Source organism: Psychroserpens damuponensis (assembly GCF_000826655.1).
Taxonomy (GTDB): Bacteria; Bacteroidota; Bacteroidia; order Flavobacteriales; family Flavobacteriaceae; genus Psychroserpens; species Psychroserpens damuponensis.
In genome coordinates, this window is the sequence record NZ_JXJO01000023.1 from 122239 (window position 1) to 137400 (window position 15162).

10 protein-coding genes are annotated in these 15162 nt (G+C 32.6%); 2 read left to right on the forward strand and 8 right to left on the reverse strand.

Features of this window, described 5'->3' with window-relative positions:
- Positions 1–6 precede the first annotated feature (6 nt).
- From TD29_RS14155 to TD29_RS14170, 4 genes are all read right to left on the reverse strand, one after another.
- The gene (locus TD29_RS14155; RefSeq protein WP_040281466.1) at positions 7–561 is read right to left on the reverse strand and encodes a thioredoxin family protein; all 555 of its coding nucleotides are present in this window, start codon (positions 559–561) and stop codon (positions 7–9) included.
- Positions 562–739: 178 nt separating this feature from the next.
- Positions 740–2866, reverse strand: a complete 2127-nt coding sequence (locus TD29_RS14160; RefSeq protein WP_084203494.1) for a peptide MFS transporter — start codon at positions 2864–2866, stop codon at positions 740–742.
- A gap of 68 nt (positions 2867–2934) precedes the next feature.
- Positions 2935–4515, reverse strand: coding sequence for a peptide MFS transporter (locus TD29_RS14165; protein WP_040281470.1), 1581 nt, complete (start codon positions 4513–4515; stop codon positions 2935–2937).
- 62 nt (positions 4516–4577) lie between these two features.
- A complete protein-coding gene (locus TD29_RS14170) occupies positions 4578–6764 on the reverse strand; it encodes a S9 family peptidase (protein ID WP_040281536.1) in 2187 nt (728 codons plus the stop codon).
- Positions 6765–6942: 178 nt separating this feature from the next.
- Between TD29_RS14170 and TD29_RS14175 the strand changes: the two genes are divergently transcribed.
- Positions 6943–8259 (forward strand): hydroxymethylglutaryl-CoA reductase, degradative, encoded by a 1317-nt coding sequence (locus tag TD29_RS14175; RefSeq protein WP_040281472.1) that lies wholly within the window; start codon positions 6943–6945, stop codon positions 8257–8259.
- A complete protein-coding gene (locus TD29_RS14180; protein WP_040281473.1) occupies positions 8260–9210 on the forward strand; it encodes a GYDIA family GHMP kinase in 951 nt (316 codons plus the stop codon). It abuts the gene before it with no gap.
- 85 nt (positions 9211–9295) lie between these two features.
- Here the strand turns inward: TD29_RS14180 and TD29_RS14185 are convergent, their stop codons facing one another.
- From TD29_RS14185 to TD29_RS14205, 4 genes are all read right to left on the reverse strand, one after another.
- On the reverse strand, positions 9296–11455 hold the full coding sequence (locus TD29_RS14185; RefSeq protein WP_040281475.1) for a peptidylprolyl isomerase: 2160 nt from the start codon (positions 11453–11455) through the stop codon (positions 9296–9298).
- A 227-nt stretch (positions 11456–11682) separates the two neighbouring features.
- Entirely contained in the window at positions 11683–12972 is a 1290-nt protein-coding gene (locus tag TD29_RS14190) for a hemolysin family protein (RefSeq protein WP_040281477.1), read from the reverse strand.
- A gap of 230 nt (positions 12973–13202) precedes the next feature.
- Positions 13203–13772: an LPS export ABC transporter periplasmic protein LptC gene (gene lptC / locus TD29_RS14200; protein ID WP_040281480.1), complete on the reverse strand. Its 570-nt coding sequence runs from the start codon at positions 13770–13772 to the stop codon at positions 13203–13205.
- The gene (locus tag TD29_RS14205) at positions 13773–15155 is read right to left on the reverse strand and encodes a tetratricopeptide repeat protein (protein ID WP_040281481.1); all 1383 of its coding nucleotides are present in this window, start codon (positions 15153–15155) and stop codon (positions 13773–13775) included.
- Positions 15156–15162 lie beyond the last annotated feature (7 nt).

Here is a 15162-nt window from a genome sequence, read left to right on the forward strand (position 1 = left end):
AAATATTTACTCTTGAAACTCTCCTTTAAACGCTTTGTAGTACGTATTAAATTCGTCTTGAGTTGTAATATTCTTATAGTCGTTAGACTGAAACAACTTTAAATACAATTCTATTTGCTTTGGTTTCATATAACCACTAATTGGTTGTATCACACTGCCTACTTCATCAAAATATACAATTGTAGGATATGCTCTAACACCGAGATGACGTGACAATTGGTGCACACTATTTCTACGGTTTTTCAATTCTTCCTTATAGCCTGGGTTTTTGAACTCTGCGTTTTTATAATTAACTACAGAATTTCCTTCTGCATTAAACTTTACAGCATAAAAATTCTTGTTTACAAAAGCGACAACATCTTTATTATGAAAGGTGTTTTTATCGAGCATTTTACAAGGACCACACCAATTGGTATAGACATCCATCATGATTTTTTTAGGATTTTTCTTTTGAGCTGCAAGCGCTTCTTCAAAAGTCATCCAATTAATTTCTGTTGACTGTGCTATTGCAGCGCTTGAAGACATCAAGACTATTGTAACTATAACTAGTATTCTTTTCATTTGTTATTTATTTTTTTTACAAGGTCAAATAGAATTCGCCATCAACTACATTGAGATATAAACCCATCTTATTGCTGCGGCTCATTTTATGATTTGATTTGTTGCAAAAGTTATTCCGAACTTACAAAAAATGCTCCTAAATAGGAGCATTTTAAGTTATTTTAACGATTATATTCGATTAACGAACACCATGCATTAATTTTTTTAATACTGGATTTAATACGAATATAATAAGTCCTGCAACGATTGGTACCACTGTAAATATTAAAAAGAACGTAGACAAACTATATTCTTTAGTTATGTTTTCTATTTGTCCACCAACTACTGCTGCCATTTTATTTCCAATTGCAATTGCCAAATACCACATACCAAACATTAAGGCTATCATCCTTCCTGGCACTAATTTACTAACGTAAGACAGTCCTACTGGCGACAAACAAAGTTCACCAAGGGTATGGAATAAATAAGCTAGAATTAACCAAATCATACTTACTTTAACACCATCTACAATACCGAACGCTCCAAAAGCTAACAAACCAAACCCTATACCCATCACACTTAAGCCTATTGCATATTTAGTAGCTGCACTTGGATTGTATTTGCTTTCCCACCATTTAGAAAAGAATGACGCGAAAACAATGATAAAAAATGAATTTAAAATACTAAACCATGATACTGTGATTTCTACTTCATTATCTCTTACTTTAGTCACGGTTGCATTAACAAAGCCATCATCCTTACTTTCTGCTATAGAATGAGCTAATAATTCTGATTTTTTCTCATCTGTAGAAACGAAAGAAAACTCGGTTAACTCCTTATTTTTATTAATAATAATTTTGCTATCACCTACTTTATAATCTGCATAAGGTTCTCCAACAGTAATTGTTTTTGTCACAATTTTTTGCGAAGCATCTGTAGTCATATTTTGAGTTACAGGAATGTATTTAAATTGCAACTCACCTTTATCATTTTTCACTTGATTGCCGTCTTCATCTAACTCGGCTTGTTCAATTGCGCTGTAGCTCACATCGTAAGCCGTAGTGTTAAAATCTCTATTTAACATCCATCCAACAATTCCCCACATTAAAATGAAACAAATCACTAGTACAATATTCGATCCAGGTATTTTTTTAAATGTTTTTTTCCAAAGAATAAATAATACATAGGAAATAATTATTAATGGGATTACTGTAAGCAAGGTATTAACAACATTAAACATGGTGGCTGCACTTCCGCTTAATAATCTATCAACATTATCTCTTGCAAAAATGACTAATGAAGATGCTCCTTGTTCAAATGACATCCAAAAAAACACGGTAAAGAATGCAAATACAATAAAAGCAATCATTCTATCTCTTACGACTCTTGTATAACGCAATATTCTTCCTATTACAAGAACTAAAAACAAAGCTAATGCAAAAAGTACGGCTGTATATTGCCCTTCAAAATCTCCTATTTGTAAGAAAGCGAACATATCAATTCCTGCAATTTTAGACATTGGATCGTTAACCGCATAACCAAGACCTATAATAGATGAAATAGCTATTAAAACTTTATCTAGAGTTGTGAACGGGTTTGCTGGTTCTTCTTGTTCTTCAATAGAATCTTTAACTACAACACTATCTTCATTAATATTTTGAGGTAATTCTACTTCATGTTCCTTAGAAGGTTTAGCTCCAATTTTTCCAAATAATGGACCTGCTAACCAAAATTGAATGGTCCCTAAAAGCATGAAAATTCCGGCTAAACCAAACCCATAAGCCCATCCTACTTTTTCAGCTAAATAACCACAAAGCATCATTCCGAAAAACGCACCTGCATTTACTCCCATATAATAAATAGTGTAAGCACCATCTTTCTTTTCTGGATGCGTTTTATACATATCAGAAATTATAGAAGTCATTGTTGGTTTAAAGAAACCTGTACCAACCACTAATAAAAACAATCCAAAGTATAAAGAGAATTCCGTTTCTAAAGCCATTGACGCATGTCCAGCTGTCATTATTAAAGACCCAATAATAACAGCCCAACGATAACCGGTATATTTATCGGCAAGCCAACCTCCAATAATTGGAGTAATATAGAGCAACATAGCATACGTACCAAAAAGTGCACCTGCATTTTCTACTGTCCATTCCCAACCTGGATTGTATCCAATTGCAGCCATAGTAAGAAAATTAACAAGTAATACACGCATTCCGTAAAAAGAAAAACGTTCCCACATTTCGGTAAAAAATAACACAAAAAGTCCGGCTGGATGCCCCAGAACTTTATCTTTAAATAAATTTTCGATATCTGTATTCATAGAAAGTATATATAGTTAGAAAGAAAAACCCTAACATTAATTCAATGCAAGGGCTATTAATTGTAATTTTAGTTTTGAATATCTTTATCACCAAGCTCATAACCTTCTTGCTCGAAGGTCTGATCATCATTTATAATTCTCTCATTATCCTCTGCACCATGAGTAAGTCGCTTTAAAGGTTTTAATAATAAAATTACAAGTAATCCAAAAATAACTGTAAATATTGTGATCCCAGAGAAAATGGCATATTCACCAAATTCTGAAGCAGACTCACCAATTACTCCTGCTACTTTATTTCCTAAACCTGTAGCAGCAAAATAAACACCCATCATAAGTGATGCATATTTTACTGGTGCTAATTTTGTAATAAAAGATAGTGCCACTGGTGAAGAACACAGCTCTCCAATAGTATGAAATAAATAAGCTAATACTAACCATTGCATACCTGAGCTTCCTTCTGCATTAAATTCTGCTGCTGCAAAAATCATGAATACGAAACCAAGTCCCATAATCATAGTACCAACTGCCATTTTAAATAATGATGACGCTTCTTTACCTTTTAGTTTACGCTTTGCCCAATATCCTGCTACTAAGGTTGCAAAAATGATTATAAATCCAGCATTTAACCCTTGAAACCAAGTTGCTGGTATCTCCCAACCAAATAACATTCTATCTGTATTAGTCTTCGTATATATACTCATTAATCCTCCAGCTTGTTCAAAAGCTCCCCAGAATACGATTACTATTAAAAATGAAAGTAATAATACTAAGTAACGATCTTTAGATATTTGATTTTCTAAATTTTTGTAAATCATCATCATGACTCCTGCAACCACAGCAATAAAGATGTATAAAGCTGTATAACCCCAACTATCTACTCCTTCGTAAGTATATCCTGCATAAACAGCATAAGCCATAATAATTAACACAATTCCTAAATTAACAGGTGATTTCATTAAATCGCCAAGTAACTTACTAATTGAGACATCATTCTTTTTATCTTCTAAAGTTGGTTTATTTCCTACATTGATCAAGTATTTCTGTCCGTATAAATAAACTATTAAACCTAATAACATTGCAATACCTGCAAGTCCGAATCCATAATGCCATCCAATTTTCTCACCTACATAACCAACAATAAATGTTGCTAATAAAGATCCTAAATTGATACCTATATAAAAAATACTAAATCCTTTATCTCTTCTAATATCTCCTTGTTTGTATAGTCCACCAACCATTGTAGAAATATTTGGTTTTAAAAGTCCAACACCTAGTATAATAAGTGCTAAACCAGTGTAAAATGCCCACATTTCATCAAAGGCTAGAATTCCATGGCCTGCTACTAATGTTAAAGCTCCATAGAGCACAGCTTTCTTTTGCCCTAAAATTTTATCGGCAATCATACCTCCTGGTATTGACATAACGTAAACTAACATCGTATACCATCCATAAAGCATAATTGATTCTGAGCTTAACCAACCTAATCCAGGATTATCAGCTGTTGTTTTCTCAACTAAATAGAGAGTTAAAAGCGCACGCATTCCGTAGTAAGAAAAACGTTCCCACATTTCTGTAAAGAATAAAACATAGAGACCTACTGGATGTCCCCAAAGTTCTTTTTGATGTGGTTGTTTAATTGTTGCTGACATAAATTTATGTATTAGTTAGTTATTTTATCCTTTAATTTTACTTCTTCTTCCTTCGACTCTTTTTATAAATCTCTATTTTCACCTAAGTTTTCATGAATGAAGTTTGTCATTTTTTTATAGAGATGTAATCTTGTATTCCCACCATAAATACCATGATTTTTGTCTGGATAAATCATCCATTCAAATTGCTTATCGGCTTGAATTAACGCTTCTACCATACGCATTGTATTTTGCACATGTACGTTATCATCGCCTGTTCCATGAATTAATAAGAAATCGCCTTTAAGTTTATCTACATGGTTAATTGGCGAATTTTCATCATAACCACTTGGATTTTCTTGAGGCGTTGTCATGTAACGTTCAGTATAAATAGAATCATAATACCTCCAACTTGTTACAGGTGCTACAGCTATTGCCATAGAAAAAGTATCGTTTCCTTTAAATAAAGCATTACTACTCATAAAGCCACCATAACTCCAACCCCAAATACCAATATTATTTTCATCAATATATGATAGTTGGCCTAATTGTTTAGCCGCTTGAATTTGATCTTCTACTTCGTATTTTCCTAGTTCGTTTTGTGTGACTTTCTTAAAATCTGCACCTTTAAAACCTGTTCCTCTACCATCAATACAAACAATAATATAACCTTGTTGTGCTAAATGCTGATACCAGTAATCATTTGCGCTATTCCAACGGTTAGCTACTTGTTGAGATCCTGGACCAGAATATTGGTACATAAATAAAGGGTAAGTTTTAGTTTCATCAAAATTTGCAGGTTTGATGGTCCACATATTTAAATCATTACCATTAACACTTATAGTGCTAAACTCTTTCTTTGAGGTGTTATAACGTGCTAACTTTTGTGCAAGTTTATTATTGTTTTTGATGCTTTTAACTAGGTTGCCCGTTTTAGAGTTATGTAAGGTGTATTCTGGCGGATTGGTTGCACTAGAGAATGAATTAATAAAATAGGTAAAGTTTGCACTAAATGATGCAGAATTTGTACCTGTGTTTTTTGTTAATAATTGTTTCTTTTTACCATTTAAACCAATGGAATATACACTTCGGTTAATTGAACCATCTTCAGTAGATTGATAAAAAATACGATTTGTCTTTTGATCATAACCATAATAATCGGTCACTTCCCAATCTCCAGAGGTGACTTGGTTTATAAGTTGTCCGTTTTTATTGTAGTGATAAATATGATTAAATCCATCCTTTTCACTTGTCCAAATAAAACTGTGATCTTTTAAAAATGTTAAATTAAAAGTAACGTCAATGTAAGCTTTATCTGTTTCAGCTAAAACCAAGTTAGCAGTTGATGTTTCCGCGTTTATCATCCATAAATCCAACTCATTTTGATGTCTATTGGTATATTGAGCGCTCAATATATCAGCATCATTGGTCCATTTAATTCTAGGAATGTAAAAATCATTGTAGGCTTTATTAAGCTGCACTTCTTGCGTTTTATTTTTAGCTAAATCAAAAATGTGCAACGATACATTAGAGTTGGTTTCACCGGCTTTTGGATATTTAAATACGGTTTGAGTTTGGTATAGTTGATTTCCGTAGACATCCATTGAAAACTCAGGAACATTGGTTTCATCAAACCTTATGAAGGCTATTTTGTCTCCATCAGCATTCCATTCAAAGGCTCTAACGAAGCTAAATTCTTCCTCATAAACCCAGTCTGTAATACCATTAATAACTTTATTTTTTTCACCATCAAAGGTGATTTGAACGGTTTCACCTGATTTCAAATCTTTGACAAATAAATTATTATTTAAACCATACGCAATTTTAAGACCATCTGGAGAAAATGTAGGTTCTTGTATTTTTTCTTCAGAAACTAATGTTGTTTGGTTAGTTTCGGTATCGTAAACATAGAATTTACCTAATGTTGAACGTCTAAAAATAGACTCCACATTTGTTGCTAATAATACTTTAGTTTCATCAGCACTAAACGTATAGTTTGAAAATGAATTGATACCACTAAGGTTACTAGATTTTACAAGTGTATTTACTTTGCTTAGTGTTTTGTAATTATAAATATCAATTTGAGTACCTCCTTTTTCATAATTTAAAACCGAATATTGTTGTCCATTTTTCATTGAATGCAAAGCATCCATTCGTTCAGTTCTAAACGTTCCATTCCATATGTCTTCTAGTGAGATTTCTTTATTTTGTGCTGGAGATAAAGCGGTTATAAAAAATACAAGAAGTGTAACAGATTTTAATATATTCATAGAGGTGTTTTTTTGACAAAATAATGTCAAGTTTACTAAAAATAATGCAAAAAACGGTAACTATAGACTGTTAAATATGCAATATTATGACAAGGCCTCAATAATAATACCAAGAATAGTATCTTTGTCGTTTCAAATTAACATCAATTTGTGGTATTAAAACAATAAAAAATAGCAGATGAACAGAACCATTACTGGCTTTTCGAAATTAACAAAAACAGAAAAAATTAATTGGCTTGTTGATACTTATTTTACCGATGCAACCTCTGCAAAGTCGCTTTTAAAACAGTATTGGAATGAAGACAATAAATTACAGCAACTTCATGATGAATTTATTGAAAATACTATAACTAATTACTATTTACCATTAGGTGTTGCACCAAACTTTTTAATTAATGATCGGGTTTATGCTATACCAATGGCCATTGAAGAAAGCTCTGTTGTAGCTGCTGCAAGTAAAGCTGCGAAGTTTTGGTATGATCGAGGCGGATTTAAAACCGAAGTCATTTCTACCGAAAAAATTGGTCAAGTACACTTTATGTTTTCTGGGGAAAGCAGCAAATTAGAACAATTTTTTAAAGCCACTAAATCAACATTTATTGAAGATGCTCAACCGCTTACCAAAAACATGGAGAAACGTGGAGGTGGCATTTTAGATATTAAGTTAGTAAATAAAACTCAACATATTGATAATTATTACCAACTGCATGCAACGTTTGAAACCTTGGATGCTATGGGTGCCAATTTCATTAATTCTTGCTTAGAGCAATTTTCAAAAACCCTCAAAAGAGAAGCTCAAAATTTTGAAATATTTTCTTCGGAAGAGAAGAACATTCAGGTTATCATGTCTATTCTTTCAAACTATGTTCCTAATTGCCTAGTGCGAGCAGAAGTAAGTTGTAACATAGAAGAACTTACTGAAAACCAAGACATTTCGGCACAAGAATTTGCTGAAAAATTTGTTCAAGCTGTCAATATCGCAGAGATTGAACCCTACAGAGCAGTTACGCATAATAAAGGCATCATGAATGGTATTGATGCTGTAGTTTTAGCAACAGGAAATGATTTTAGAGCAGTAGAAGCTGGTGTTCATGCTTATGCATCTAGAACCGGACAATACTCAAGCTTAACTCATGCTAAAATTGAAGATGGTATCTTTACCTTTTGGATGGAAATTCCATTGGCTTTAGGAACCGTTGGCGGATTAACAAAACTACATCCATTAGTAAAGTTAGCGTTAGAACTACTTGGAGAACCTTCAGCAAAAGAGCTCATGCAAATTGTTGCTGTAGCAGGATTAGCTCAAAATTTCGCAGCACTTAGATCTTTAACTACAACTGGTATTCAAGAAGGCCACATGAAAATGCACTTAATGAATATTTTAAATCAATTTGAAGCCACGCTTGAAGAAAAAACAAAACTTATAGCACATTTTAAACATAATACGGTTACGCATAGTGCTGTGGTTGAAGCTATAGATAATTTAAGACATTAAATGAAACGTTTTTACAGCCACGGAAAGCTATTACTAACAGGAGAATATGTAGTTCTTGATGGTGCCATTGCATTGGCTGTACCTAGTATTTATGGTCAATATTTAGAAATTAAAAAAGGAAAAGACAACAGACTCAAATGGATAAGCTTAGATGAAAATGGGATGGTTTGGCTTGAAGTAGAATTTAAGTTCAACCATAATGAGATCACTCCTATTTTTACTCCTGAAAATGATATTTCAAATCGGTTATTACAGATATTGAAAGTTGCTAAGCAACTCAATCCAAATTTTTTGACTACTACAGAGGGCTATCAAATAACTACAACATTAGAGTTCCCAAAAAATTGGGGACTTGGAACTTCATCTACGTTAATTGCAAATGTTGCCAATTGGGCAAAGGTTGATGCTTATACTTTATTAGATCAAACATTTGGAGGAAGCGGTTATGACATTTCATGTGCTGAAGCGAATGGAAGTTTAACGTTTCAGCTTAAAAAAAACGAGATATCTCGCACTGCTCTAAATGACAAGAAACAATTAATTACAGCTGTTGATTTTAATCCTATATTTAAAGACCATATTTATTTTGTTCATCTTAATAAAAAACAAAATAGTAGAGATGGCATTAAACAGTATCGAGAAAATAGTTGTGATATGAGTACAACGATAGATAAAATTAACGCAATCACGATAGCGATGCTGAATTGCGAGAGCCTTAGCACGTTTCAAAAGTTGATGGATGATCATGAAGCGCTCATTTCAGAAGTTATAAAAGAAACACCTATAAAAACGCGTTTGTTTAGTAATTTTAAAGGCAGTATTAAAAGTCTTGGTGCTTGGGGTGGAGATTTTGTAATGGTCGCCTCTAAAGACAATCCTACAGCTTATTTTGAAGCTAAGGGTTTCACCACTATTTTACCTTATACCAAAATGGTTTTACAATCAACATAGTTACTCAAGCTTTATATCACAGTATCTTAAAAATAAAAAAGCTTCGCAAATTGCGAAGCTTTTTTTATATCTGTAATGTAAGAGATTAATAGAATGTTGCTCTATTATCTTCAATATCTGCAGTTTCTTTTAAAGCGTTATATACTTTAGTTTGTGCTGCATTTGATCTTGCTGTACTTAAACGATTAGCAATAGATTGATAGTTGTCTAATTTTGTTGCCTCTTGAATATTTGACACACTTACCATGTAAACACCTTTTTCGCCATCAACTAAACCAGAAGTTTCTCCATCACTTAACCCAAATGCTACACCTACTACTTTAGGCTCTAGTCCTGCTCCTGTAAGCGTTGGATTTTTCATATTCACAGCAGAAGCGTTAGTTGCTGGTCTACTTTGGTTTTTTGCAACCTCATCTACAGTAGTTCCTGTTATTTTAGCTCGAATCAGTTCTGCTTTCTTTTCTTTTCTAATATCGCTCAATACAGATGCCGAAGCTGTTTCTGGATCCATTAACCCTTTCTCGCTAACTTTAGTGACTTGAACAACAGCGTAACCACCTCCAGGAATTGTAAAACGCTTGTAATCGCCAACCTCTGTTTCGCTTTCAAAAGCCCAACGCACCATTGGTCTTTGACTTGCTAATCCTGGGATTTGCTCATCTAACACTTTTATACCATTTACTGGCTTTACAGTAAGTTTACGTTCATCTGCTATATTTTGGAAATCACCATCTTGAAGTGCAAGCTCAAATTTTGAGGCTTCTGTAAAAATATTATCAATAGTTTCAGTTGATGGCTCAATTTTTCTAGCTATTGTAGCTACTTTAACTACATTAGAAGCACCTTTTTGGTCTAATATTTCAATTATATGAAATCCAAATTGTGTTTTTACAACACCAATATCACCTACTTTATTTTCAAATTCGAAATCACTAAATGGCTTTACCATTTGAGTACTTGGGTGAAAATCATAAACACCACCTTTATCAACACTTCCTTGATCTGAAGATAAAGCAGTTACTAAATCTGGAAATTTAGAACGATTTGCTTTTACAATAGCTAATACGCTATCTGCAGTTGCCTTTGCTTGCTCTACTGTTTTAGTTACATCTGGTGCAGCACTTGAAGCTCCAACATGCGGAATTAAAATATGACGAACCTTTGCTGAATCTGGCACTTGATTTTTAGCGACCATTTTAGTTAATTTCATCATGTTTCCATCTTTGTAAGGACCATAAACATCTCCAATATTTAAATTGTACAATGTATCTGCAACAACAGATGGCAATGCTGACTTTTTCACAAATGCATCATTATAAGCTAGATCTGAAGCAGCAGTATAATTAATATAACTTTCTAAATTTGCAGCTTTAACAGTTCTAAATGCTTTAATGGTATCGTTTTTACCATCTTCAAAAATAGCTTTACCGTTTACAAAATCATTAAGTGAAGCTTTTAAATTATTTTCATCATCTAAGCTAGGCACTTCTTTAAACTCAACATATACAATATCACGAGATGCTTCTACTTCAAATTTCTTTTTGTTATTGCTGATATAAGATGAAATATCTCCTTTAGTTACTTTAACTAAACTATCGTTAATAGTTGAATAAGGGACTTGAACATATCTTAAGTCTCTTGTAGAGTTTTCTAATAAGTAATCTACTTCTGCTTCGTTTAAAGTAGCATTAACTCCTGCTTTAACCATACTGTAATAAGCTCTTTCTTGAGCACCAATAGCAATTGAATTTTCGCTATTAACCCAATCATCATAAGTTAATTGAAAGTTTCCAACTACAGAACGCTCAGGATATATGGCTTTTAGATTAGCAACAAATTCTGTTAATTTATTTTCATCAAACAGTCCAGCTTCATTTTGAAACTCTGGGTAAGATGCAAAATTTTGTTTTAATAAATCTTTCATTTGATCTTGCTCAACTGTAAGACCGAGTTCATCAAATTGTGTGTTCATTATTGCACGACGCACTTCTTGATCATAAACTCTATTCATTGCTTGTGTAGAAGTAGCTCCTGCACCTAACTGTCTTTGCGTGTTTTCTACTTTAGACATAAAGTCTACTCTGTCAATAGTTTTGCCATTTACGGTAGCTACAACATCTTGAGCTGTACCTAATAACGCGTCACTATTTTTAAATAGATCTGCAAGTACAAATGAAAATAATGCTAATGCAATGATTAGTATCAAAAAGAGTGAACGTTGTCTAATTTTATTTAAAACTGCCATTATATTTATATTTAATAAGTGGGCGAAAATACCAATTTCTATCAAATAATAAAAGGAGATGTATGTTTTTATTACTGAATTTTAGAAGCCTGCATAATTTATAGGCTAAAGGATTAAATTTATAGGATAAATGTTACGGTAAACTCTATGCTTAGCTATTTACTTTATGGTAAAGTTGAGATGAGTTAAGTTGGCACATTTCCGAAGAAAAAAACGGGAATATTACTTTAATCGTCGTCGATAATTTGAAGCGTGACGATATCTATTTTATTGGAAGAGACTTCTAAAATGGTGAATTTAAAATTATTGATTACAATTTGAGCATCAACCTGAGGAATCTCTTCGGTTTCGTCTACTATGAGTCCGCCAAGGGTTTCATAATTCTCACCTTCTGGCAGATTGAGTTTATAGGTTTCATTAATATAATCAACCTCTAAACGTGCAGAAAACCTAAAGTTTTCAGCATCTATTTTCTCTTCAATTAGAGCCACACTATCGTGTTCATCTTCAATTTCTCCAACTAGCTCTTCGACAATATCTTCAATGGTCATAATACCGGCTGTACCGCCATACTCATCAATTACAACGGCCATACTTTTTCTCTTTTTGGTCAAAATATTAAGCACGTCTTTTACTAGCATCGTTGCTGGTACATAAACGACAGACATGGTGATGGCTTTTATAGAGGTAGGTTTTTTAAATAATTCAAACGAGTGCACGTACCCTAAAATGTCATCTATACTATCTTTATAGACTAATATTTTTGACAATCCAGATTCTATAAAAAGTGTACTTATTTCTGGAATTGTTTTTTTAACCTCAACGGCAATGATTTCGGTACGAGGTATCATGACTTCGCGAGCTTTTACTTCGGAAAATTCTAGCGCATTTTGAAAAATTTGTATTTCACTATCAACTTCGTCATGCTCTTCTACAGACTCCATTTGCTCACTAATGTAATTTCCTAATTCAACTTTGGTCATTGCTAATTGCACATCATCGCCTTCAGTTTTAAAGAAACGTTTTAATATAAAATCTGATATAGAAATAATAAAAGAAGATAAGAACCAAAACATTACATAAAATATATAGGCCGGAAATGCAAAGATTTTTAAGAACGAATTAGCATATATTTGGAAGAATACTTTTGGAAGAAATTCTGCCGTAAATAATATAATAATAGTAGAAATTACAGTTTGAGATAATAAGTTTAAATCACTCAATAAATAGTTCACAATTTGATATTGAGATGGTAACATAGATTGAAACCATTGTATGAGAACATCACCCATTACAAAGCCATATATAACTAATGCAATATTGTTACCAATAAGCATTGTTGCTATAAATTTGGAAGGTTTTGCCGTGAGTCGTTTTAAAATATTAGCTAGAAAGTCGCCTTGTTTTTTCTCAATTTCTATATGAATTTTGTTGGATGACACATAAGCGATTTCCATTCCGGAGAAAAAAGCCGAAAGCAATAACATTACAATAATGATCACAATGCTAAAGTCCATAGTTAAGAACCGTTGCGATTACCGAATTTATTTTTAAATTTTCTGCGGAAGAAAAACATAAAGATAGCTAAAGCTGCAAAGACGAATGATATGATAGATCTATTCCCTTCTTCTCCCCAACTTACAAAACCATCATAGATAAATAACACTGCAAAAAATAGATATAAGTATTGAAAAAACTGAAGAATCTTCATGAGCTAGTTTAAATATTAAGGTACAAAGATAAGATATTAATCTTTTAGGATCATATCTCCTCTACCTTCTAATATGGTGTAGTTTTTAAATTTAGTATCTGAGTCAAAAATATCACCATGACCATTATTTGCTGTTGCCGATTTTAAACGTACCGGAAGATTAGAAAACAACCACTCATTTTTTTGATCGTAATATAATTGCTCTGCAAACAAGCTATCATTTTGAGGTGTAATTAATATGACATTCCCTTGAAGATCAATCAAATCTGTGGCGTTATATACGATACCGTAATCTGCAATGACCACATTTTTTTGATTCTTTTCATCATATAATGATAATCGTACACCATCTGGAAACTCAGAGAACGAAAAATCTCGATTAGAATAATCTAGCATTTTGGGGCTTTCTAGATTAGCGATAACTTTACCTATGGAGTCTGTAACTTCGGTATATTTTAAATTAATGTTCTTTGCTTCTCCAACGGGTTGATTTTGAAGAACACCCATTTGCTGAACATCTTTTAAATTGCTTTCACATGAAAAAAGCATAGTTACAACTAGAGTTGTGACTATGCTTTTTAATGTATGTGAAACTATTATTTTCATTTATAGCTGAGGTACTTTTACGCTACCTCCAATCCAACATCCAATGTTGATTGTTTTACCTGCCATGTTTTCAGAGAATATTTCGGCTTTAGTTGGTGCGTTTCCTTCGTAAGATGCTGCTGTTTTAGCTGCTGTTCCTTTTAATCTCGGGTCAACTTGACCAGCTTTTCTAGCCTCTTGAGCTGCATACCAAAACACGGCTCTTTTGTTGAAAGCATTATCACCACAGTTATTTGCACTTTTTGCATACATCGTTGCGATGTATAAATGTGGTGTACCATCTGATGGATTCAATTTTAAAGCTTCTCTATAATACGTTCTTGCAGAACCGTAACTTCCTCTTCTTTTAAAATCATTAGCCGTTTTCTTAGCCATTCTAGCTTTTTTGATAGGATCGGTTTGCATATCATACGATTCTTTCAAATATCTATCAGCTTCAGCAGTTTTACCTTCTTTTCTCAATACAGTTGATACAAAATATTTAGTATCTGCAGAAGGATCTGCTTGATCATAAGCTTTTACTAACTCAATGTACAATGGATCATCTGTACATTCTTTATTATACATTTTACTAACGGCTCTTTTTAACCAAGCACCATTAGATTTATTCATTTCAAAATCCTTTTTATACAATGGGATTAGGTTTTCACAGTTTGCTAATTCACCAATGTAAGCATCTAAACTTCCTGATATTTTATCGTTAGCTTCTAATTTTTGACCATAGTATTTTTTATACTTTCCTTCATTTTTAGTCAATGCAGTACCTGCTGTTTCTTTTTCGATTAATTTATTTAATGATTTAGAATATTGATCATTTAAATCTTCTAATTGATCATTAACATCATCGTACTTATCAAATACTTTTTGAATTTCAAATTTTTCTGCTTTGAATAAATCTACAGTTTTAGTAAAATACACATATAAACCTTTAGTACTCGTAAAATCTGACTTATAGTTTTTAAACACATTATCAAAAGATTCAAAGATTTGCATATCTGTTAAACCTAATGCTTTTTGGTTTTCATACTTTAATAATGCTTTTTGCTCTTCAATTTCACCTTTGCTATACTTACTTTCATAATTTACATTAGCTGCATCTAAAAGTGTATTGTAATCTTCAATAAAAGCAAGTTTTTCTTCTCCAGCAGAGTTGTCAATTTTATGATCTAAAATTTTCTCACCATATTTATATATTGCAATGTTAAACTTTGGACACTTGTTTCTAACTTTCATCCAAGGCTCATAAGCTTCGTCATATTTTTTACTCTTAACATAATCGTTCATCAATGTTAAGTTTAGCATACATTCTTCATCTTGCTGAGCAAAACCAAAGTTAGTCACCATTAAGAGTGCTGCTATGAGTAATGTAATTCTCGTTTTCATCTTTCTT